The organism is Stappia stellulata DSM 5886, assembly GCF_000423705.1.
Taxonomy (GTDB): domain Bacteria; phylum Pseudomonadota; class Alphaproteobacteria; order Rhizobiales; family Stappiaceae; genus Stappia; species Stappia stellulata.
The window spans coordinates 440,777-463,939 of sequence record NZ_AUIM01000010.1 but is presented as its reverse complement, the minus strand read 5'-3'; the positions used below and the strand labels follow the sequence as shown (position 1 = coordinate 463,939).

The following is a 23,163-nucleotide window of genomic DNA, read 5'->3' as shown; positions in this document are numbered from 1 at the left end:
CACCAGGCGCCGCTATGGTCGTCGGGAGCGACCGGCTGACGGCTTGTTTCGATGCAACCGGACAGGGCCATGACGGTCCGCCGGACCTGCCTGAACGCGCGTTGCCGGATCCCAATGACGATAGATCCCTGTTTGGTTGAGAGCGCCAGGTGAAACAGGACCATCAAGCAATGGATCAAAGATCCGTTCTGTCTTGGGGTGGCGTTTTTCCTGTCGGCAGGGCCTGCTTGAGCGGGCTGTGGCGGCAAAGCACCCGGCATCTTGCTTGGTCGTGGCATCGGAAGGAAGCGGCCGTGGATCTGGTCGCGGCGACACCCCGCAGGTCCGGGCAATGACAGCGTAGAGCCATTTCGGAAAATCCAAACCATCTGGCGACCGGGAGACCGGGAGACCCGGTGACGCGTGGGCGCTGCCGGGTCTCGGAAATACGCAAGGGACCACGGTCCCCGGGCGCGGCGTGCCCGTGCCTTATTCCTCCTGGCCGGCCAGCGGTGTCATGCCAAGCACCGCCGCACTGCTGAGCATCAGGCGCATCAGTTCGGTCTGACGGCTGATGCCGCTCTTGGAAAAGATCGAGCGCAGATGCGTGCGGGCTGTGTTGCGGCTGATGTTCAGGGACTGCGCCGTCTCGTCGAGGGACAGACCGGAGGTGAGGCTGCAGGCAACTTCCGCTTCGGCTGCGGTCATGGCGAACAGGTTGCGCAGGATGGCGCGTTCCGGTGCGCCGCTGCGATCCGGATCGCGGATCATGACGACTGCGGCAAAACCGCCAGGTGCCTCCGGCTGGCAGCGCAGACTGTGAACGATGAGCCCCAACTCGCGCCCGCCGGAGGGGCGGGAGACCACCAGCGTCTGCGGTTTTTGCCGGGGAATGGCGTCGGATTGGCTCAATTTGCCGCGAATGGCTGATTGGAGTGCCCGATTGTCTGCCGCATCTGCCGCCGCGAGGCCGCCGCGCGTGAGCTGCAGGCCGTCGCGGCTGTCGATCAGGTCCTGGGCGACCCGCGTTGCATGGATAACCTTGCCCTGTACGTCGAGGAAGATGGCGCCGACGGCCAGTCGGTCGAGGGCGCTCGAATAGACGCTGCGTTCCTGGTTCGACCGGTCGATCTGGGCGGCGAGCCGATGGGCGCGGCGAATATGCCGAAGAAGATCCTGGGCAAGATCCTGACGGGATGCCGGGAAGGGCGTGCCATCATGGGTTGGCGTCAGATGCAGTCGATAGTGATCGTCATGCGCGGTGCCGCATTCGACGGTGATCCGGGCGCCGGCCGTCGCAAGCAGGACCGAACGGGCGTCCGGATCCTGCGCCCCATCGCCGGAAAACTCCGCAGCGCTGGAGGAGATGCAGCGATGGCGGACAGTTGCCCCGCGCGTCTCGATCTCGAGCGTCACCTCCATTGCCCCGGTGGCGCCGCGCACCAGGTCCAGGCACTGCTGCAGCGTGCCGCCCTCGGTCAGCGTGTCGTAGATGTGTTCAATGGTATCCGCTGTTTCGGCGTCGAGCCGGACCTTGTCGAGCATTTCGGTTCCTCCCGCGATGCAATGCCAGGCCAAGATTTCTGTCGCCCTTGCCGGCATTTTCACCACAATGCCGAATAATCAACGAAGTGTCAAATTATTGTCGTGCCGTCAAATTATCGGCATTGAGCGGTGTGCTCCGATCCCGGCCCTGCTCGTCTCCTTGGACGATGCGCGGTGACGTTTTGCAGAAGACAAAGGCGGGGAATCCTCCAGCCGCGCGGTTGTGCGCGGCGGCAAGCAGGGAGCTGTCATGCGGGAAGCAGTCATTGTCTCGGTGGCGAGAACGCCGATCGGGAAAGCCTACAAGGGCGCCTTTAACGATACGGAGGCGCCAGCCCTTTCGGGCCATGCCGCACGCGAGGCGCTGGCCCGTGCGGGGGTCGCGGGCGGAGAAGTCGACGATGTTGTCCTGGGGTGTTCGGCACAGCAGGGAACGCAAGGCTACAACATCGGGCGGTTGACCGCCGCGGCTGCCGGCCTGCCGGAAACCGTGCCGGGAATGACGGTCGACCGGATGTGTTCCTCGGGACTGATGGCGGTTGCTATCGGCAGCCGGCAGATCGCCCTCGACGGGATGGAGACGGTGATCGCCGGCGGCGTCGAATCGATCAGCCTCACGCAGAACGCCCACAAGAACACTTACCGAAACCAGTCGCGGGCGGTGACGTCACACTGGCCGCATATGTACATGCCGATGATCGAAACGGCGGAGGTCGTCGCCGAACGCTATGGCATCGCCCGCGCCGCGCAGGATGTTTTCTCGCTGCAAAGCCAGCAACGGACCGCCGCCGCACACGCCGCAGGCCGTTTCGATGCGGAGCTTGCGCCGATGACGTCCGTCATGCTGGTGAAGGACCGAGAAACCGGCGAAGTGCGGCATAAGGAGGTGCGTCTCGACCGGGATGAGGGCGTGCGCCCGGAAACGACGCTGGAGCGGTTGAGCGGGTTGGCTCCGGTTTATGCGGATGGGGCGCTGGTCGCCGCCGGCCGCTATGTGACGGCGGGCAATTCCTCGCAGCTCTCCGATGGTGCGGCGGCGCTGGTGTTGATGGAGGCGCGGCAGGCAGAGCGTCGCGGCCTGTCTCCGCTTGGCGCTCTGCGCGGCATCGCCGTGGCCGGTTGCGCGCCGGAGGAAATGGGTATTGGCCCGGTGCTTGCGGTTCCGAAGCTCTTGGAACGGCACGGCCTTGCGGTGAATGACATCGATCTGTGGGAGCTCAATGAGGCCTTTGCCAGTCAGGCGCTCTATTGCCGGGACCGGCTTGGCATCGATCCGGACAAGCTCAATGCAAATGGCGGGGCCATTGCCGTCGGACATCCGTTCGGCATGACCGGCGCGCGGCTGTCCGGCCATCTCCTGATCGAGGGCCGCCGCCAGGGCGCGCGCTACGGGGTGGTCACCATGTGCATCGGCGGCGGCATGGGGGCCGCTGGTCTTTTCGAGATCTTTTCGTGACGCGGCCGTGCGGGGAGCCCGGCCCGGTTCCGCTTGCGGGTCTGCCGGTGGTAGATATCCTGAAGCATGTTTCGAGGGCGACGGATCGTCAGGGAGAGCCGGAATGATAAACGGGGCCGAAAGCGAAGGCGAACGGGATCCGCCGCGGTCGCAGAAGGGTGAGCGGCGCGACACGAATCCGCGCAAGGAGCTGGTGCGCGAGCAGTTGCTCGATATCGCCGCGCGGATGTTCGACGAAAAGGGCTATGACCGCTGCAGCATGGCGGCGATTGCCAGTGAGGTCGGCCTCGGACGGTCGGCGATCTATCATTATTTCGGGTCGAAGGACGAGATCCTCGCTGCGCTGATCGATGCGGAGGCGTTCGAGCCGTCGAAACGCCTGCGGGATCTGGCCGGCGACAGGACGCACAGCCCCGGCGAGCGTCTGCGTGTGGCAATCGTCGACGGGGTGGTGCGGCGGCTGTCCAGCGGGGCGCGTTTCGTGCGGCTGGCGCGTCTCGAGGCGCAAATTCCAGACCATCTGCTTGCCGACTACAACACCTCGCGCCGGGCGATCTACGACTATTACGTCGATTGCATCGAACAGGGCATCGCCACGGGGGAGTTCCGGGAGGTGGATGCGCATATCGCTGCCTTCGCGGTGATCGGCATGGCCAACTGGACTTCGCGTTGGTACCAGCCCGAAGGCCGCCTCAGCGCCGAGGAAATCGGTGATGCGATGGCGGATCTGGCCTTGGCGGGTCTGCTTTCGAATGACCAGAACAAGCGCCGTCTGGAAGAGGCGCGCAGTCGCATGCGGGCCCTCAGCGACGATGTCGCGGCCATGGCCCAGCTTCTCGGATAGGATTGCAGTGCACCAATTTGAGGGAGGGGGTGCACAGGGCGCTCAAGCCGGCGGCGTCGTCCGATTGCATGATGCAGGCCCTGCCCTTTCCCGGCAAATTCCGATGACAAACGGTCACCGCCAACCAATGCGGGCATCGGCCGGCGAGTGATGCCTTAGGTCCCGGGAGTGGGCCATGCATCCTTCGGCCGGACAAACAGACAGGACCCTTCTGTAAAGAGGCCAGAAGGCTCTCTCGGGCGGAACGGGGTGTGGGGGGGAGGAACATGCTGAGCGAAATCGCCGTCATCGTCATACGGGGAGTGGCCATTGGGGCGCTGTTCTCCATCATCGCGATGAGTTTCAACATTGTGCACAACGCCACGCGCATCCTGAATTTTGCGCAAGGCCATATTTTCATCCTCGGGGGCTTTGCAGCCTATTTCCTGGCGGACAACGCGGGGCTTCCGACCTGGCTGCTGATGCTGGTTCTGATCACCCTGGTCATCGGCGTCCTGGTGGCGGCGCAGGGGTGGCTGACGCTGCTGCCGTTGCGGGGCAACACGTCCGAGCAGGACAGCTGGATGATCTCCACCGTGTCGGTCTCGGTCATCATCGCCGCGATCCTGATGCTGCTCTACGGCCCGTTCGCCTATTCGGTCAGCGGGCCGGTTCCGGCGTTTCGGATCTTCGGGGTCAAGACGCCGGGGGCCTTTGTGCTGGCGATCGCAGCCATGCTCGGCTGGTACTGTCTTCTGTCCTTTTTCTTGCGCCGCACCTTCACCGGACTGGCGATCAGCGCCTTGTCGCAGGATTTCGATGCGGCCCGCGCCGCCGGTCTCGGCGTTCGCCGGCTGCAGCTTCTCGCCTTTGGCATCAGCGGCATGATCGCCGGCTCTGCCGGTTTCATGGTGGCGCCGATCATCTCCGTCAGCCCCGATGCGGGAATGCGCTATGTGCTCAACGGCTTCATCGCCGCAGTGGTGGGCGGGATCGGCAATAACTCCGGCGCCGTGATCGGCGGCCCGCTGGTCGGGGTGATGGCGATGCTGATGGCCTACAAGGTCGGCGGTGCGTACCAGGACCTGGCCTCGCTGATCGTTCTGGTCGTGATCTTGATGTTCTGGCCGCAGGGTCTTTTCGGGCGCGCAGCCGCGCGGAGGGTCTGACGCGATGGCCAGTCACAACAACACACTTGCCGAAACCGCCGGGCCGGAGGTTTCCCTTCCCGCCAGGAAGGGGCATTTCAAGTCCGACGGGCTGCAACTCCGCCTTGGCATCCTGCTGATCCTGCTGACCGGCATCGGACCGAGCCTTTTGGGCAACTCCTACTGGGAGCACACGTTCCAGCTGGTGAACATCTACATCGCCGTTGCGGTGTTGCAGAATTTCCTGTTCGTCGATGCGGGTCAGAAAAGCTTCGGTCAGGGCGCGATCCTCGGCTTTGGCGCTTATGGGCTGGCGATCGCCAGCGGGATTCACGGGTTGCCGCTGGCGGTCGGCGTGCTGGCGGCGGTCGGAGCCGCCATGCTGGGTGGTCTTTTGTTCGCCTTGCCGGCCCTCAGGGTTCAAGGGTTCCATCTCGGTTTCGTGACCTTGAGCGCGGCCATCGTCTTTCCGCAGCTCCTGATCCAGTTCGATGACGTCACGCAAGGCATCAACGGAATCAGCCTCTATCTGCCGGCGCTGACGAAGCCGGTGGTGTTTGGCTTGAGCGGATTGACGCTGTTGGTCACGGCGGTGCCGATCGCCGCGCTGCTGATGCACTACGGCATTCGCAATGCGCGGTTGGGCAGGCGCATGCGCCTGGCGGCGGAAAGCGCGGAGGCGGCCCGCTCGCTGGGCGTGCGGCCGGGCTTGATGCGGGCGCTGGGCTTCATGATCGTCTCGGCCGGCACCGGCATTTGCGGCGCGCTCTATGTGCCGACGGTCGGCTTCATCAGCCCGCAAGGGTTTCTGGTCGAACTGTCCTTCACCCTGTTCTTTGTGGTGGTCGTCGGCGGGCGTGGGCAGCTGCTGGGGCCGATCATCGGCATCTGGGTGATCTACATCGTGCCCAACGTCCTGTTGGTGCAACTCGTCGAGTACCGGTTGCTGATCTACGGCTTCCTGACGCTCGCCGTGGTGATTGCCTTTCCCGACGGTCTTGTCGGCACGGTCGAGGCCCGGCGGCGCAAGCGCTTCCAGCGCGGGGGCGGGGAACAAGGCTTTCGTCTTGCGCCCTTCACCGAAACGCTGGAGAAGATCGCGCCGCGCCAGGTCCCGGCGGAGGCCGCGCCCATTCTCGAGGTACGCGGTGCGGTCAAACGCTTCGGCCAGGTGGTGGCGCTGGATGGTGTCGACCTTCAGGTGCGTCCTGGTGAGGTGCATGGTCTGGTCGGTGCCAACGGCTCCGGCAAGACCAGTCTGCTGAACGTCATTTCCGGCTTCAGCCAGATGGATGGCGGCAGCTACAGTTTCCGGGGACGCGACGTGACAAGGCAAAATGCTGCCAGCATCGCCCGCATGGGGCTGGGCCGCACCTTCCAGACACCACGGATCTTCACCGGCCTGTCGGTGTGGGACAACATCCAGCTCGGCCTCGATGCCCGCCCGACCCCGCTGGAGCCGGAGATGGCGGCGCTCGCCCATCGCTTCAAGGAGGCCTATGGCGAGGACAACCCCGGACTTCTGGCGCATGGCCAGCGACGTTTGCTCGAAGTCATTCGCGTGGTCTTCGCCGATCCGGGGCTGGTGCTGTTCGATGAGCCGGCGGCCGGGCTCTCGCCGGCCGAGCGGGCCGAATTTTCCCGGCTGTTGCGTCAACTGAGCAAGCGGCTGGGAGTGGCAGTGATCCTGGTGGAACACGATCTCGATCTGGTCTGGGACATTGCCGACCGCATCACCGTTCTGGAAACCGGCACCGTGGTGGCATCGGGACCGCCGCAGGCGCTGGCCCGGGATCCGGCGGTGCAGCATCTTTTCGTCGGAGGCGCGCATGCTTGAAGTTCGGGATCTGATGGCCGGATACGGGGACATCCCCGTTCTGCGCGGCATTTCATTGCATGCCAAACCGGGTGAAATCCTGCTGATCGGCGGGGAGAACGGGGCCGGGAAATCGACCCTGATGCGGGCGATTGCCGGCTTTATCAAACCTTCGCAGGGCACGGTTCTGCTCGATGGGCGGCCGCTTACCGGCCTGCCACCGGAAAAGGTGGCGCAGTCGGGACTGCGACTGGTGCTCGACGGACACCGGGTTTTCCCCGAGCTCACCGTCTATGACAACCTGCGCATGGGCGTTGCCGCCCGGCGCGGCGACCGCGCGGGGCTGGCAAAATCCCTGGAGGAGATTTATGCGGTCTTTCCCATCCTGAAGGAAAAGGCCAAGGCGCGGGCGCATGACCTGTCCGGCGGCCAGCAGCAGATCCTGGCGCTTGGACAGGCCTTTGTGGCCCAGCCGCGCGTGCTCCTGTGCGACGAACCCTCGCTTGGGGTGGCGCAGGCGCTGTTGCCGCCGATCCTGTCGTTCTTGCGGCGCTGGGCGGAAGGGGGCACTGCCGTCGTCATCGTCGATCAGCATGTCAAGATCAGCCTGCCGTATGCGGATCGGGCGATGATCGTCCAGCGCGGCGAGGTGGTGCTGGACTGCCCCGCCGGCGAACTCGACCAGCAGCTCGCGAACATGCACGAGGCGCGGCAGAGGACCTATGCCGAAAGCTGAACGCGGAGGCCCTTTCGCGGCTGCGCCTCTTCGTCCTGTCGGACTGTGCGTCTTGTCGTCCTATCGGACGATGAGGCGGCCGCGCCGGAGGGCTATCCCTTAGGGCATCAGACAGCGAACCCACAAGGAGCTCGCCATGCCGGACAGCGGATGCCCGCCTCCCACTTACGAAACCGACCAGCCCGTTCTTTACCGGGTCGAGGCGTCGGTCGCCTGGATCACCATGAACAGGCCCGCCTACAACAACGCGCAGAACTCGCAGATGACCTATGCGCTCGACGATGCCTTCAAGCGGGCGGTCGATGACGATGCGGTCCGGGTGATCGTGCTGGCCGGCGAGGGCAAGCATTTCTCCGCCGGCCACGATATCGGCACCCCGGGCCGGGATGTCGATTGCAGCTTCGAGCGCCGGTTGCTCATTCCCGATCACGTGGGCCGTTCCGGCGCGGAGTTCCTCTACACCCGCGAACACGAGGTCTATCTGGGCATGTGCCGGCGCTGGCGCGATTGCCCCAAGCCGACCATCGCGATGGTGCAAGGGGCCTGTGTCGCCGGCGGCCTCATGCTGGCCTGGGTCTGCGACCTGATCATCGCCTCGCAGGATGCCTTCTTCCAGGACCCGGTGGCGCGGATGGGCATTCCGGGCGTGGAGTATTTCGCCCACGCGTTCGAATTGCCGCCGCGCGTTGCCAAGGAGTTCCTGCTTCTGGGCGAGCGGATGAGTGCCGCACGGGCGGAAGGCTTCGGCATGGTCAACCAGGTGGTGCCGCGGGAGGAGCTGCGGGACACGGTGAGCGAGATCGCCGGCCGGCTGGCGGAACGGCCGCCGCTCGGCACATGGCTGATCAAGCAGGCTGTGAACCATGTGGAGGACCTGCGTGGCAAACGCACCGGCATGGATGCGGTCTATCACATGCATCATTTCGCTCATGCGCAGAACGAACTGGCGACCGGGCACAGGTTGGCCGGGCTCGACGGTGCTGCGATGTCCGCAGCGAACAAGGCGGAAAACGGAGGCTGACGGTGGACCTACACTATACGGATGAACAAAAGGCCTTCCGCGCCGAGGTGCGCGACTGGATGTCGGCCAATGTCCCGGCCGACCCGCTTCCCTCCTTCGACGGCGGCCGGGCGGGGTTCGAGGCTCACCGGGACTGGGAGGCCCGGCTCAACCAGGGCCGTTGGGGCATGGTCACCTGGCCGGAGGCCTATGGCGGGCGCGAGCTCGACCTGATCCGCTGGCTTATCTTCGAGGAAGAGTATTATGCCGCCGGCGCGCCCTTGCGGGTCAACCAGAACGGCATCTTCCTGCTCGGCCCCACCCTGATGGAATACGGCACACAGGAACAAAAGGCGCGCTTTCTGCCCCCGATGGCAACCGGCGAGGAGATCTGGGCGCAGGCCTGGTCCGAGCCTCAGGCCGGTTCCGATTTGGCGGCGGTGCGGGCGAAGGCGGTGCGCGACGGGGACAGCTATCTCTTGTCGGGACACAAGATCTGGTCCTCGCGGGCGGTGATGGCGGACTGGGCCTTCGGCCTGTTCCGCACCGATCCGGCCTCCGAGCGCCACAAAGGCCTGTCGCTGATCCTCTTTCCGCTCGATGCGGAAGGGGTGCGCCGGCAGGCGATTGCCCAGATCAACGGCGAGACCGGTTTTGCCGAGCTGTTCCTTGACGAGGTGAGGGTGCCGGTTGGCAACCGGGTGGGGGCGGACGGCGAGGGGTGGCGGATCTGCATGGCCACCGCCGGTTTCGAGCGCGGGTTGATGCTGCGCAGCCCGGCCAGGTTCCAGATGACCGCGCGGCGGCTCGTCGAACTCTACGAGGCCAACCGCGAGACCTGCACTGCCGCCCAACGGGATGCGGTGGCGGAGGCCTGGATGGCCGCCGAGGCCTATGCGCTGTCGATCTATGCGACCGCCTCGCGGCTGATCGCCGGCGGCAGCATCGGCGCGGAAGCCAGTCTCAACAAGATCTTCTGGTCGGAAATGGACATCCAGATGCATGAAACCGCGCTGGCGATCCTCGGCGCACGGGCGGAATTGCTGCCAACCGCGTCGGCCGCCGGCGATGTCGGGCGTTGGCTCGATGGCTATCTCTTTTCGCTGGCCGGGCCGATCTATGCCGGCACCAACGAGATCCAGCGCAACATCATCGCCGAGCGGCTGCTTGGCCTGCCGCGCGGCTAGGAAGGAAACGCCATGAATTTCGCCTTTAGCGAAGAGCAGACGATGATGGCGGATGTGGTCCGCGACTTGCTGGCCCGCGAATGCGGGTCGGCGGCGCTGCGCAGTCGGATGACCACCGCTTGCAGCTTTGACCGGGACCGGTGGCGCAAGCTGCTGGAGTTGGGGCTGGCCGGCGTGCTGGCTCCCGAAGACGCTGGCGGGCTGGGGCTGGGCGGCACGGATTTCGTGCAGATCGCCGAGGCTTGCGGCCACGCCTGTCTTCCCGAGCCGCTGGTGGACTATGCCGGAGTGGTGTTGCCCCTTCTGGCCGAGTGCGAAAGCGACGCGGCCCGGGAGATGCTGGCGCAAGGCCTTGAAACCGGAGCGCCGATCGCGCTGGCCCATCCGCAAACGCCCTGGATCGTTGCCGCCAACGCGGCAAGCGCCTTCGTGCTGCCCGGGCCTGATGGCCTGCGCTTGCTCGCGGGCGAGGAGGTCCGCCGCGTCCAGCAACCGGGGATCGATCCGTTGCGCCAGCTTTTCACGGTGAGCGCGGAAGAGGCGGCCGGGGCGCAGATCGCCGCGCATGAGGCAATGCCTGCACTGTTGGCGCGGGCCGCTGAACGCGGTGCCGTCTTCACTGCGGCAGAGCTTGTCGGCATCGCCCAGGCTTGCGTCGATCTTGCCGTTGCCTATGCGGGCGAGCGCCAACAATTCGGACGTGCGATTGGCGCCAATCAGGCAATCAAGCATCACCTGGCCAGCGCGCAGGTGAAGATCGAATTCGCCCGGCCCGTCGTTCATGCGGCCGCAGCCTGCATTCCCGCCGGTCCCGGATTTCCGCCGCAGAGCCTGGAAACGCGCGCGCGCATTTCCCACGCGATGCTGGCGGCGGGCGAGGCGGCCACGCTGGCGGCCCGGACTGCGCTTCAGGTGCATGGCGCCATGGGGTACTCGTGGGAGGTGGACGTCCATCTCTATCTGAAGCGGGCGCTGTCGCTCACCCATCGCTGGGGCGGTCCCGAGCATCACCGTCAGCGCATCGCCGAGCGGATCCTCACTGCACCGCTCGGGCCTGACCGGTTGTTTCCGCAAGTCGCGGAGGAGATAGAGACGACGCCAATGAAAAGGACGGCATGATGGGAGTTTGCAAGGATCGGGTGGTGATCGTGACGGGCGCCGGGCGGGGGCTCGGCCGGGCCTATGCGCTTGAGCTGGCGCGCCAGGGGGCGGCGGTCGTGGTCAATGATCTCGGCGTCGGCAACCACGGCGAAGCGGCGGAAGCGGGCCAGAGCCCGGCGGAGCAGGTGGTGGCGGAAATCACCGCCGCCGGCGGGCGCGCCGTTGCCAATGGCGAGGATGTCGCCGATTGGGAGGCTGGAAAACGCATCGTTGACGCCGCGCTTGACAGTTTCGGCGCGCTGCATGCGGTGGTCAACAACGCGGGTTTCGTGCGTGACAGGATGTTCGTGTCGGCAACGCCGGAGGAATGGGATGCGATGATGCGGGTGCATCTGCGCGGTCATTTCTGCACCTCGCGCCATGCGGTCGATCACTGGCGCGCCGAGGTCAAGGCCGGGCGGAGCGTCGATGCACGCATCGTCAACACCACCTCGGGCGCAGGCCTTCAGGGCTCCATCGGCCAGAGCGCCTATGCGGCCGCCAAGGCGGGGATCGCCGGCCTGACGCTGGTGCAGGCTGCGGAACTGGCGCGCTACGGCATCACCGCCAATGCGATCGCGCCGCAGGCCCGCACCCGCATGACCGAGGAGGCCTTCGGCGAGGCGATGTCGCGCAAGGACGGTGATTTCGACCTCTATGCGCCGGAAAACACCGCGCCGCTGATCGCATGGCTGTGTTCGGCCCAGTCCGGCAAGGTGACCGGCGAGGTGTTCGAACTCCTGGGAGGGCGCCTGTCGGTGGCGCTGGGCTGGAACGACGGTCCGGCGCGGGATCGGGGCGAACGATGGCCGGCAGAGGATATCGGCACGGCGGTCACGGCCCTCCTGGCGGATCGGCCTGCGGCCAAGCCGGTCTATGGCCAGTGAAACGATGAGCTGGCGAGGGCACGTTTGGCCGCGCCCTGAGTGTGACGACAAAGCCCTGTGAGGGGCGTCCTCCCGGGCACGCCGCACATGTGGCGAGCCGGGAGCGGCGCGGCACTGCCTTTCGGCTCCCCGATCCCGGGTCGCGCCAAGGTTTTCCCGGGAGGGCGCCGGGAGGTGTCGTTGCCCATCTTCAGCAGGACGAGGGCGCGTGTGATCGCGCCCTCGCGTGATGGCTTCCCGCAGTCGGTTCAGTTCGCGCCGAGCCGCTCGACCTGATCGAGAAACAGCGGCTTTTCCCCGCCGCCGTGGATCTCCAGCGTTGCCCCGGAGATATAGCGGGCCATCGGACTGCAGAGAAACAAGACGCCCTTGGCGATGTCCTCGGGCCGTCCCATCCGCCGTGCCGGCAGGGCGTTGGCAATGGCGGAACGCGCGGCCTCGGTGCCATAGGGCTGGGCCTCGCCCCCGGTTTCCACCAGCCCGACGACGATGGCGTTGACGCGGATATCCGGCCCCCATTCGGCGGCAAGGCTGCGGGTCAGACCGAGAAGCCCCGCCTTGGCGGCACCGTAAACGGCGGTGCCGGGCGAGGGCCGGGTTGCCGAGACGCTGGCGATGTTGACGATGGATCCGGCGTCCGCGCCTTCACGCATCCAGGCCGCCACCGCTTGCGAAAGATGGATCGGCGCCGTCAGGTTGAGTGCGAGGATCGCCTCGTGGAAGCGCGGCGAGACGGTGGCCGCATCCACTGCCGGAGACCCGCCTGCATTGTTGACGAGAATGTCGATGCGGCCGAACTCGCGGCCCACCGTCTCGACGAAACCGGCCACCTCCTCATGCTTGCGCACGTCACAGGGCCAGAAGCGGGCTGTTCGCCCATCGGCTTCCGGCAGCGTCTCCGCCGCGCTGCGGCCGCACACGGCAACTTCGGCGCCCGCGGCAAGAAGCTCCCGGGCAATGGTCGCGCCGATGCCGCGGGTGCCGCCGGTGACGATCGCCACACGTCCGTCTAGCCTGATGTCGGTATCTGGCAGGCCGGTTGCGGTCATGGGGTCAGCCTCCTCTCGTGATTTAAGCGGATGATGGTCATGGGACACGGTCAAAGCCGCTCGATGATGGTCACGTTGGCCTGGCCACCGCCCTCGCACATGGTCTGGAGGGCATAGCGACCCTTGCGGCGTTCCAGCTCGTTCAGCATCGAGGTCATCAGCCGCGCGCCGGTCGCGCCGAGCGGATGGCCAAGGGCGATGGCGCCGCCATTGACGTTGACCCGCTCATGAGGAACGCCGAGATCCTTCATCCAGGCCATCGGGATCGAGGCGAAGGCCTCGTTGCACTCGAACAGATCGAAATCGGCAATCTTCATGCCGGTCTTTTCCAGGGCGTATCGGGTGGCCGGAATCGGGGCGGTCAGCATCCAGACAGGGTCGGCGCCGCGCACGGAAAGGTGATGGATGCGCGCGCGCGGCGTCAGGCCATGATCCCTGACCGCCTGTTCCGAGGCGATCAGCAGTGCGGCGGAGGCATCGCTGTTCTGGCTGGCGACACCGGCATGAACCCGTCCTCCCTCGGTCAGCGGTTCGAGTCCGGCCATTTTCTCCAGCGAGGTGTCGCGGCGCGGTGTTTCATCCACCGCGAAACCGTCGAGCGGGGCGATTTCGTCACGGAACAGGCCGGCGTCAATCGCGGCGATGGCGCGCCGGTGACTTTCGAGCGCGAAGGCCTCCATCTCCGCGCGCGAGGAATTCCACTTCTCGGCGATCATCTCGGCGGCGCGGAACTGGCTTACCTCCTGGTCGCCATAGCGGGCAAGCCAGCCCGGCGAGGTGCGGAACGGGTCGGGATAGCCGAATTGCGCACCGACCGTCATGGCCGCGCCGATCGGGATGGTGTTGAGGCTCTGCACGCCGCCGGCGACGACCAGGTCCTGCGTGCCGCTCATCACCCCTTGCGCGGCGAAATGGATCGCCTGCTGCGAGGAGCCGCATTGCCGGTCGATGGTGACGCCGGGCACATGATCGGGCAGGCCCGCGACCAGCCAGCAGGTGCGGGCGATGTCTCCGGCCTGCGAGCCGATGGTTTCCGTGCAGCCGTAGATCACGTCGTCGATGGCGGCCGGGTCGATGCCGGTGCGCGCCATCAGCGCCTTGATCGGATGCGCGCCGAGATCGGCCGAGTGCAGGGTGGCCAGCGCCCCCTTCTTGCGTCCGATGGGGGTGCGCACGGCATCGACGATATAGGCTTCGGGCATTGTTCGAACCTCTCCAGAAAAGCACCAGTGGCCGGTAGGCTACGCAAGGCCCCGGCGCGGACAATCATCCGAAGAGACGAGCCGCCGACATTCGGGCGCACTCACCCGAACAGACGATGCGGCAGAAGGGGGGAAGGGCAATCCTGGCGTGCATTTTGCGCAAAGGGAGGGGTTCATGTCACGCTGCCTTACACTTCTTTCCGTGTTTTTCCTGGTCACATCCATGGTCACATTTCCGGCGACAGCATCCGAATGGCGCATTCTGGCGCAATTCGACGATGCGCCGGAAGGCCTTGTCCCCGATGGCGAGGGCGGGTTTTACGTCAGCCTGTTTCACTCCGGTCATGTCATGCAGGTGGCCAGCGATGGAACGGTCGAACAGATCGCCGATCTGCGGACGGTGATCGGATCGGCCAAGGGAAGCACCGTCGGAATCGACTGGGACGGTGCCGACAAACTTTATGTTGCGTTTTCCGAATACTCCAAACGCTTTCCCTGGCCGGCCAAGGCCGAGCTTTCGATCGAGGCCTGCGGGGATGCGACCGTGACCAGGTCGGGGCTCTACGCCGTGACCCTGTCCACCGGCGCCGTTGAACCGGTGGTGACCCGCGCGGACGGCTATCCGTTCTGCTTTCCCGACGACCCGGTGATTGCCTCCGATGGCAGCATCTACCTGTCCGACCTCAGCCTGCAGGCGATCTGGAAGATCGATCCGAAGGAAAAGACGGCCGTTCTGTGGTCGAAGGATCCGCTTTTCAGCCCCGGGGACAAAAGTTTGAGCGGCTATCCTGTGGGCGTCAATGGCATTGCGCTGGCTGCCGACGAGAGCGCGCTCTACGGGGTGACCGGCGGCATACCGATGCTGGTCAAGGTGCCGATCAAGGCCGATGGCAGCGCCGGAAAGGCCGAGATGCTGACCTTCGGCTATGACAACATGGACGGTCTGGAAATCGACTCGGAGGGAAATTTCTATCTGACGGAGACCCTGCGCAGCGAAGTCTGGAAGGTGAGCCCGGATGCGCGCAAGCGCGAGCAGCTCGGCAATCCGTTGCAGGCGCCGCTGGGCGCGCCGGCCAGCCTTGCCTTTGGCAAGGAGGACATTTGCGTCACCAATCTCAACTTCTTCAAGCACCTGCCGGAGGACAAGGCGAATTCGATTGCCTGCCGGAAGCTCGGCGCGCCGCTCTGGTAGGTGGCTTGCGCCCGTTTCCGATGGGCAGGTGCCCGGGGATCGCGGTTCACCCAAACAGACGATGCGGATTTCGAAACGGAAACTAGAATTCATTTCGTAGGTTCAGAAAAGAATATCAAAAATAAAGAAAATATTCGGTCCCGTTTTCTGGATTTGCGGATTTTGCAAATACATTCGCGCAGGAGATCGTGATGAAGCAGTATGAAACGGACGTTCTCGTCATTGGCGGCGGTCCGGCTGGGTCGACGGTGGCGACCATTCTGGCAAAGAACGGCATCAAGACCAACGTCCTGGAGCGGGATACCTTCCCACGATATCACATCGGCGAGTCCCTGCTCGCCTCCCTTATGCCGATGATCGATATCATCGGTGCGGGAGAAAAGCTCAAGAAGCACGGCTTTGTCGAAAAGCCCGGCGGCTACTTCAACTGGGGCAACGAAAAATGGTCGTTCCGGTTCGATGAGGTGGAAGGTGCGCCGACCCACTCCTATCAGGTGAAGCGGTCTGAGTTCGACGAAATCCTGCTCAATCACGCGGGCGAGACCGGCGCCAGCGTGCATCAGAATGTCAAGGTCACCAAGATCAATTTCGAGGATGGGCGGGCCGTCAGTGCCGATTTCCACGATCGGACCAAGGACAGCAAGGGCACGATCGGCTTCAAGTATCTGGTCGACTGCTCCGGGCGCAGCGGTCTTCTGGCCAATGAGCATACCAAGAGCCGGCAGTTCCACGAGGCCTTCAAGAACGTGGCGATCTGGTCCTACTGGACCGGCAGCCATCTTACCTACGACGACCTGCCGGAGGGCTCCACCCGGATCATCTCGATCGAGGCCGGCTGGATCTGGTTCATTCCTCTGCACGACGGAACGGTCAGTGTCGGGCTTGTCCTGACCCATGACCATCTGCGCAAGGAGCGGGCGGCCGGACGCAGCAACGAGGAGATCTACGACCGGACCTTGCAGGAAAATCCCGAGGCGAAGATCATCCTGGCGAAGGCCGAGCGCCGTGAAGTGCGGATGGAAACCGATTATTCCTACACATCGGATCGGTTCTCGGGACCCGGCTATTTCATGTGTGGGGACGCGGCCTGTTTCCTCGATCCGCTGCTGTCGAGCGGTGTCCATCTGGCTATGGTGTCCAGCCTGGTCGCCGGCGCCTGCATCGCCAGTATCCTGAAGGGAGAGGTGGCCGAGGACCGGGCCGTCAACTTCTTCGAGACCAGCTATCGTCAGGCCTATTTGCGCTTCCTGATGCTGGTGTCTTCCTTCTACGATCTGGGCCGGGGGCAGGACGGGTATTTCTGGGAAGCCCAGCGTCTCACGTCGAAGGATTACGCCGACGGCGACATGAAGAAGGCATTTGTCAGCATCGTGTCCGGCGGCGCCGACTTCGAGGAAGTGCGCGACGGGCAGTACGGCGAAGTGGTGGCAAAGAAAGTGGCCGAGAAGCTGCGCCAGGGGGTCGACATGCGTCGTGGCGCCGGTGCGTTCGGCGACGAAACGCGGGAGCAGAACATGCAGTTCATGGATGCGCTCAACGGTCTGAGCTTCCTGCAAAAGAATGCCGCCATCGACGGTCTCTACGTGGCGACGGCCCCAAGGGTCGTTCTGACGGAAACCGCCTGAGGCGTTCACGGGAGTTGATCCAAGCAATTTCAAGGCCGGCGGCGCCGAGGCCGCCGGCCCCGAACAGGTAGCCAGATGATTACTGAAGACGAAAACTGGAGCTTTTCGACGATCCCGGCCCTGTGTGCACGGGCCGCCGAAGTCTATGGCGAGCGGCGGGCGGTCGAGGACGGGGATCTCTGCCTTTCCTTCATTGAGCTTGATGCCCTGCGCCGGCGCATGGCCAAGGCGATGATCGCGGCAGGGGTCGAAAAGGGCGACCGGGTGATGATCTGGGCGCCGAACGGCTGGCGCTGGTTTGTAACCGCGCTCGGTCTTGTCAGCGCCGGCGCTGTGCTGGTGCCGGCGAGCACCCGCTTCAAGGGCGGGGAAATTGCCGATCTGGTGAAACGCAGCGGCACGTCCTTGTTGTTTTCGGTCGGGGACTTTCTCGACCGGTACTATCCCGACCAGCTGCATGGGGAAACGCGGGAGCAGCTGCGTCAGGTGGTCGTTTTCGAAGAGCCGCGCGGCGACGATCGCGACTGGGCGGATTTCCTTGCCGCAGGCGAAAGCATCGGCGATGCGGAGCTGGCCGCGCGTGAGGCCGAGGTCGGTCCGGATGACCTGTGCGACATGCTGTTCACCTCCGGGACCACGGGCTATCCCAAGGGGGTGATGTACGCGCATCGCCAGTGCCTGCGCGGCATCGATGGCTGGGCGACCCGGGTCGGGATCCGCGAACACGACCGGGTGCTGGTCATTCCGCCATTCTTCCATGCCTTCGGCTACCGGTGCGGTGCCATCGTGTCGATGATGCGCGGCGCGGTGCTGATCCCGCACCTGACCTATGACGCGGGCGAGATCCTGCAGCGGGTGCAGGACAGGGGCATCACCGTCATTCCCGGGCCCCCGGCGATCTTTCACGGCATGCTTCAGCATGCGCAGCGGTCGGATTTCGACACGCGCAGTCTGCGCCTCGGCGTCACCGGCGGCGCGGTGGTGCCGGAGGTTCTGGTTCGGCGCATGCGCGCGGATCTCGGCTTTGAGGGGGTGGTCAGCGGCTATGGCCTGACCGAGTGCGGCGGCTTTGGCACAATGTGTTCCTTCACCGACCCGGACACGGTGATCGCCGGCACTGCCGGCAAGGCGATGCCCGACACAGAGATGGGCATCATGGGAACGGATGGTGCGCTTCTGCCGAATGGGCAGTCGGGCGAGGTGGTGATCCGCGGCTACATGGTGATGAAGGGGTATTTTCAGGATCCGGCGGCCACCATGGAGACCATTGACGCGGATGGCTGGCTGCATACCGGGGATATCGGCGTTTTCGATGCGGACGGAAACCTGCGGATCGAGGACCGGTTGAAGGACATGTACATCACCGGTGGCTTCAACTGCTATCCGGCTGAAATCGAACGTATTCTCAGCGGCCATCCGGCGATTGGCGTCGTTTCGGTGATCGGGATTCCCGACGAGCGTCTTGGCGAGGTGGGGGTGGCCTTTGTCATCCTGCGTCCGGGCAAGACCGCCAGCGAGGAGGAGATCATCGCCTGGGCGCGGGCCAATATGGCGAATTTCAAATGCCCGCGTGCCGTGGAGATCCGGACCTCATTGCCGATGAGTGCGCAAGGCAAGGTGCAAAAGACGCTGCTGCGAAAGGAGATCGCGGGCGGGGCAATGACGGAAGCCTGAGCCCGGGAGACGACGATCAGAGCAAGAAAACCAGAAGGCCTGAAGGAGGAGGAAATCGATGGATCGGAACAGAAAGTGGCTGGGACTGTGCGCGGTGCTCGCGCTCGGTCTGGCATCGACGCAGGCGGGCTCTCAGGAGCCGCTGAAGCTTGGGGGGATGGTGTCGCTGACCGGCAACGGCGCCTCGATCGGCAAGGTGGCGGAAATCGGCTGGCGCATGGCGGTCGAGGACATCAACGCCGAGGGCGGTATCGCCGGCAGGCCGGTGGAGTTCATTCTGGCCGATACCCTGACGGATCCGACCCATGCGCTGGGCGAGGCCCGGCGGCTGATCGAAAATGAGCAGATCGAGGCGATGGTCGGCCCGGTGACGAGCCAGGAGGTGATCCCGGTGACCTCCGTGACGACGGCTGCGAACCTGCCGCAGATCACCGCTGCGTCCTCGGCAACGCTGACGCCCGCGGCGGCGCCCTACCATTTCTCGAACTCGCCGACCGGCCTTGCCCAGATGATTCCCAACATCGACTATGCGCTCGATGTGCTGGGGCTGACAAAGCTGGCCATCATCTCCGACAATGGCGGGATGTCGAAGGACGCGGTCGCGGAGATGATCGCCTATCTGAAGACCCGTGAGTTGGAGCCGGTCGAGGTGCAGGAATTCGCCTTCCGCACCGAGGACATGACCCCGCAGCTCTTCTCGCTGCGCTCAAGCGGCGCGGAAGCCGTGCTGATCATCAATTCGCTTGGCGACGATGCCCGCAAGTTCCTGCAGAACCGGGATGAGATTGGCTGGGACGTGCCGGTGCTCGGCAGTCTGACGATGACCAACTTCTCGGTCGGCAACGCCAAGATCCTCGGCAGGGAGGCGTTCGAAGGGGTGAACAGCGTGCAATTTGTCGGCATGACCTATTGCGATGGAGATCCGGTCGGGGCCTCCGCCTATGCCCGGTTCGACAAGCGCGCCAAGGAAAGGGTGAGCGATCTGGAGCGGCTCGGCGGCAGCTCCTCCATCATCCCCTATTACATCGAGCCGTTCATCGTGAAGGCGGCGATCGAGGGAGCCGGCTCGACCGATGGCGACAAGGTTGCCGCCTGGATCGAGGCGAACGCGGCAACGATGGACAACATGCTGGGGACTTTCACCGCCAGCAGCGAGACCCACTTCCTGCCCTCGGCGAAAACCCTGACGGTGGTGAAGAACGCCTTTGCCCCGCGCGAGGATGGCCTCACCGAACGGGCCACGTGCGACTGAGGCTCCTGCGGGCCGGAATCGAGACAAAGGGGCCGCCTCCGGGCGGTCCTTTTTGCGTCACGCATCGGCAAGAGCTGCGCGCACGGATTGTCGCGCCGGCGGATTGCGCGCGGTGTATCGAGCCTCCATCCTGCATATGGACGATGCGGCACCGCGTTCGGCGTGGCTGATGGACGGCAGTAGACAACAGAGCCGGGACGACCGATGGACGCGCTACCGACCGACGAACACCTGATGATCCGCGATGCGCTGGCACGCTTTCTGGAGCGTGCCGGCGGGCTGGATCCGGCCGCCCGGGTGTCGGACGGGGCGGAGGCCGGTCCGCTGTGGCGGGGGATCGCCGAGGAGTTGCAGTTCACCGCCATCGGCTTGCCGGAGGCTTGCGGTGGTCTCGGCGCGGACATGCGGGCGCTGGTTGCGGTCGGGCGTGAACTGGGGAAGGGTCTCGCGCCGGTCCCTTATGTGACCACAGTTGCGCTGGCCGGCCAGGTGCTGGCGGCGGCAACGCCCGGTTCCTCACGCGAGGGCTTGCTGTCGCGGATCGCGGGCGGAACGGCACGCGCCGTGCTCGCCCACGGCGGTTATACGGCCGGGGAGTGCTGGTGGACAACGACACCCTTCCGGGCCGAGCCGGAGGGGGAAGATTATGTGCTGGAGGGGCAAAGCGCTCCGCTTCCCGATCTGATGGGCGCGGATTTGGTGCTGGTGCCGGCGTTGTGTTCCGGAGAGCCGGTGCTGATCGCTTTGGAGGGCGAGACGATGTCGGAGCGGCGGCAGAGCTGCCCGCCGCTGGATGCAACACAGCCGACGGGACGGCTGAAGCTGGATGGCCTGCGTGTTTGTGCAAGCGCGGTGCTCGATCGGGGGGCGGATTTCGCCGCGCGTAGCCGCGATGCGACCGACCGCGCCGGACTGGCGCTTGCCGCCGAGATGGCCGGTGCGGCGCGCGGGGCCTTCGTGCTGACCCTTGAGTATGTTGCCGAACGCCGCCAGTTCGGCCGTACCATCGCCTCCTTTCAGGCGATCAAGCATCGGATGGCCGACCTTTACGTTCGGCTGAACCGGCTCGACGCGCAGATCGACGGGGCGGCGGCGGGGTTCGACCGCTCCGCAAACGCCCCGGGCGACGCGGCGCTTGCCGGGGCCGAGGCCCGCGCCGCAAAGGCGCTGGCCTGCGAGGAGCTGTTCGCCGTCAGTGCCGAGGCGATCCAGCTTCATGGCGGTGTCGGCATGACCTTTGAATACGCACCGCATCTCTTCTTCAAGCGCGCGACCGCCATGCGCGCGCTGTGCGAAGGCTCTGCGCCGGCCTTTCGGCGCATTGGCCAGGATCTGATCGAAGGGCGGCTTTCCGCGCTTCCGGCAAGATGTTCCGGCAGCGATGCAGAGACCGCGTTGCGCCGCACCGTGGCCGCTTGGATGGAGGAAAATCTTGGCGGAGACTTCGAACCGCTGCGCGGGCGCGGCGGGGCTGGCGACGGGGATGCCCTGCCGGAGTTGCGCAAGGCCTGGGAACGGCGTCTGTCCGAGGGCGGCTGGGTCGGTCTGGGGCTACCGGAAACCCTTGGCGGGCGCGGCCTGTCGGTCGACGATCAGGTGATCTTCAACGAGGAATATGCGCGCGCCGGCGGGCCGGGGCGAATGGGCCATATCGGCGAGGGACTGCTCGCTCCGACGCTCGCCGCTTTCGGGAGCGAGGACCAGAAGGCACGTTTCCTGCCGGGGATCCTGCAAGGCTCCACCTTCTGGGCGCAAGGGTACTCGGAACCGGGGGCGGGATCGGATCTGGCGGCTTTGCGCACCCGGGCGCGCCGCGATCCGGCAACCGGCGACTGGGTTGTCCACGGGCAGAAGACCTGGACCTCGCTTGCGCATCTGTCTGACTGGATCTTCGTGCTGGCACGGGCCGAGGAAGGGGCGACCGGCCGTGACGGGCTGATCCTTTTGTTGATGCCGCTCGACCAGCCTGGCATCGACATCCGGCCGATCCGGCAGATCAACGGCGCCTGCGAGTTCAACGAGGTCTTCTTCGACGGTGCGGTGGCAAAGGCGGAAGACGCGGTCGGGGCGCCCGGCGAAGGCTGGACCATCGCCATGGCCCTGCTCGGGTTCGAGCGCGGCATCTCGACCCTCGGCCAGCAGATGGGCTTTGCACGGGAGCTGGAGGCGGTCGTCGCGCTGGCGCGGCAGGCCCGCGAACCGATGGACCATGCCGAAGCGCTGGGGCGTGCCTGGGCCGGGCTGCGGGCGATGCGCCATGGCGCCTTGCGGGTGCTGGGGGCTGTCAACCGCGGCGAGGCGGGACCCGAGGCGCTCGGCTACAAATACGAATGGTCCAACTGGCACAGGGCGTTGGGCGAATTGGCCATGGACGTTCTGGGGCCGGACGCCGCCGTTCATGCGTCCGAGTCGGAGATCGCACGCTTGCAGCAGATGTATCTTTTCAGCCGGTCGGAGACGATCTACGGCGGCACCAACGAGATTCAGCTGAATATCATTTCAGAACAAGGCCTCAAGATGCCGCGCGAGCCACGCGGGCAGAGTGTGGGCGGCACGCGGTAACAGGTTTTCGTTTCGCGGCGGTGCGGCGGATCCCGGGGCATTGCGCGCCCGGCCGGGGCGTGCCGCCGCGCCAGAAATCAAAGGGAAGGACGTGACATGACGGGGAGTTTCAAGGGCAAGGTGGTCGCGGTCACCGGTGCGGCACATGGCATCGGCCGGTCGATCGTGCTCGGTTTTGCGGGGGAGGGAGCGGATCTGGCGATCCTCGACCGTGACGGCGAGGCGCTGGCGGCAACGGCAAAGGAGGCGCGGGCACACGGCGTGCGCGTGCTCGCCATTGAGGGCGATCTGCTCGACCGGGCGCATGTGACCGCCAGTTTTGCCCGCATCGAGGCGGAGTTCGGGCCGGTGCATACGCTGGTCAACAATCTCGGCCAGACGGCACGCGAGAAATACTCCGAGTTCTACCTGGCGGAAGGCGAAACGCTCGATTTCGTGATCGACATCTCCCTTGGCGCGACCTTGCATTGCTCGCGCCAGGTGGTGCCGGGGATGCGGGCGCGCAAACAGGGAAGGATCGTTTCGATCTCGTCGGACTCGGCCCTCAATGGCGACATCGGCACGGTCGATTACGCGGCCGCCAAATCCGGCGTGCTGGGCTTTACCCGGGCGCTCGCCCGGGAACTCGGTCCCCACAAGGTGACCGTCAATGCGATCTGCCCGGGGCCGACCAACACCCGGGCGATGCAGCGCATCCCCGCGGAGGCCTATGAGCGGGCACGCAATGCGATCCCGCTCGGCGAACTCTGCGAGCCGGAAGATATCGCCAACGCGGCCGTGTTCCTGGCGAGCGACAAGGCCCGCTGCATCACCGGCCAGACCCTGGTGGTGAATGGTGGCCGCGTCTTCAACTAGCCGGACGGCGCACGGCAAACGGCGACGGTAACGCA

At 65.4% G+C, this 23,163-nt stretch carries 18 protein-coding genes; 15 read left to right on the top strand and 3 right to left on the bottom strand.

The window, feature by feature from the left end:
• Positions 1-468 precede the first annotated feature (468 nt).
• On the bottom strand, positions 469-1,524 hold the full coding sequence (locus G572_RS25395; RefSeq protein WP_169391293.1) for a helix-turn-helix transcriptional regulator: 1,056 nt from the start codon (positions 1,522-1,524) through the stop codon (positions 469-471).
• Positions 1,525-1,774: 250 nt separating this feature from the next.
• Between G572_RS25395 and G572_RS0107345 the strand changes: the two genes are divergently transcribed.
• The 9 genes from G572_RS0107345 (at position 1,775) to G572_RS0107305 (ending at position 11,717) form a co-directional block, all read left to right on the top strand.
• Positions 1,775-2,980 carry an acetyl-CoA C-acyltransferase gene (locus G572_RS0107345; protein ID WP_029057918.1) on the top strand — a complete coding sequence of 402 codons (1,206 nt, stop codon included), beginning with the start codon at positions 1,775-1,777 and terminating at the stop codon, positions 2,978-2,980.
• A 103-nt stretch (positions 2,981-3,083) separates the two neighbouring features.
• Positions 3,084-3,824, top strand: coding sequence for a TetR/AcrR family transcriptional regulator (locus tag G572_RS22960; RefSeq protein ID WP_051241875.1), 741 nt, complete (start codon positions 3,084-3,086; stop codon positions 3,822-3,824).
• 266 nt (positions 3,825-4,090) lie between these two features.
• The gene (locus tag G572_RS0107335; RefSeq protein ID WP_029057917.1) at positions 4,091-4,972 is read left to right on the top strand and encodes a branched-chain amino acid ABC transporter permease; all 882 of its coding nucleotides are present in this window, start codon (positions 4,091-4,093) and stop codon (positions 4,970-4,972) included.
• A 4-nt stretch (positions 4,973-4,976) separates the two neighbouring features.
• Positions 4,977-6,788, top strand: a complete 1,812-nt coding sequence (locus G572_RS22955; RefSeq protein WP_037546032.1) for a branched-chain amino acid ABC transporter ATP-binding protein/permease — start codon at positions 4,977-4,979, stop codon at positions 6,786-6,788.
• Positions 6,781-7,503 (top strand): ABC transporter ATP-binding protein, encoded by a 723-nt coding sequence (locus G572_RS0107325; RefSeq protein ID WP_029057916.1) that lies wholly within the window; start codon positions 6,781-6,783, stop codon positions 7,501-7,503. Before G572_RS22955 ends, G572_RS0107325 begins: the two co-directional genes overlap by 8 nt.
• 136 nt (positions 7,504-7,639) lie before the next feature.
• Positions 7,640-8,524, top strand: coding sequence for an enoyl-CoA hydratase (locus G572_RS0107320; protein WP_029057915.1), 885 nt, complete (start codon positions 7,640-7,642; stop codon positions 8,522-8,524).
• Between the two features lie 2 nt (positions 8,525-8,526).
• Entirely contained in the window at positions 8,527-9,690 is a 1,164-nt protein-coding gene (locus G572_RS0107315) for an acyl-CoA dehydrogenase family protein (protein WP_029057914.1), read from the top strand.
• A 12-nt stretch (positions 9,691-9,702) separates the two neighbouring features.
• Positions 9,703-10,809, top strand: coding sequence for an acyl-CoA dehydrogenase family protein (locus tag G572_RS0107310; RefSeq protein WP_029057913.1), 1,107 nt, complete (start codon positions 9,703-9,705; stop codon positions 10,807-10,809).
• Positions 10,806-11,717 carry an SDR family oxidoreductase gene (locus G572_RS0107305; protein WP_037546027.1) on the top strand — a complete coding sequence of 304 codons (912 nt, stop codon included), beginning with the start codon at positions 10,806-10,808 and terminating at the stop codon, positions 11,715-11,717. The genes G572_RS0107310 and G572_RS0107305 overlap by 4 nt, the downstream gene beginning before the upstream one ends.
• Positions 11,718-11,965: 248 nt before the next feature.
• On the opposite strand, the gene G572_RS0107300 is transcribed toward G572_RS0107305, so the two are convergent.
• On the bottom strand, positions 11,966-12,766 hold the full coding sequence (locus G572_RS0107300; protein ID WP_037546024.1) for an SDR family oxidoreductase: 801 nt from the start codon (positions 12,764-12,766) through the stop codon (positions 11,966-11,968).
• Between the two features lie 50 nt (positions 12,767-12,816).
• Positions 12,817-13,968 carry an acetyl-CoA C-acetyltransferase gene (locus tag G572_RS0107295; protein ID WP_029057910.1) on the bottom strand — a complete coding sequence of 384 codons (1,152 nt, stop codon included), beginning with the start codon at positions 13,966-13,968 and terminating at the stop codon, positions 12,817-12,819.
• Positions 13,969-14,143: 175 nt separating this feature from the next.
• Here G572_RS0107295 and G572_RS0107290 point away from each other — a divergent pair, with 175 nt between their 5' ends.
• From G572_RS0107290 to G572_RS0107265, 6 genes are all read left to right on the top strand, one after another.
• Positions 14,144-15,160 carry an SMP-30/gluconolactonase/LRE family protein gene (locus G572_RS0107290; protein WP_029057909.1) on the top strand — a complete coding sequence of 339 codons (1,017 nt, stop codon included), beginning with the start codon at positions 14,144-14,146 and terminating at the stop codon, positions 15,158-15,160.
• Between the two features lie 191 nt (positions 15,161-15,351).
• Positions 15,352-16,785 (top strand): NAD(P)/FAD-dependent oxidoreductase, encoded by a 1,434-nt coding sequence (locus tag G572_RS0107285; protein WP_029057908.1) that lies wholly within the window; start codon positions 15,352-15,354, stop codon positions 16,783-16,785.
• A gap of 75 nt (positions 16,786-16,860) precedes the next feature.
• Entirely contained in the window at positions 16,861-18,459 is a 1,599-nt protein-coding gene (locus G572_RS0107280; protein WP_029057907.1) for an AMP-binding protein, read from the top strand.
• 58 nt (positions 18,460-18,517) lie between these two features.
• A complete protein-coding gene (locus tag G572_RS0107275) occupies positions 18,518-19,711 on the top strand; it encodes an ABC transporter substrate-binding protein (protein WP_029057906.1) in 1,194 nt (397 codons plus the stop codon).
• A gap of 204 nt (positions 19,712-19,915) precedes the next feature.
• The gene (locus G572_RS25860; RefSeq protein ID WP_084649934.1) at positions 19,916-22,273 is read left to right on the top strand and encodes an acyl-CoA dehydrogenase family protein; all 2,358 of its coding nucleotides are present in this window, start codon (positions 19,916-19,918) and stop codon (positions 22,271-22,273) included.
• 96 nt (positions 22,274-22,369) lie between these two features.
• Complete coding sequence (locus tag G572_RS0107265) at positions 22,370-23,128, top strand: SDR family NAD(P)-dependent oxidoreductase (RefSeq protein ID WP_029057904.1); 759 nt, start codon at positions 22,370-22,372, stop codon at positions 23,126-23,128.
• Positions 23,129-23,163 lie beyond the last annotated feature (35 nt).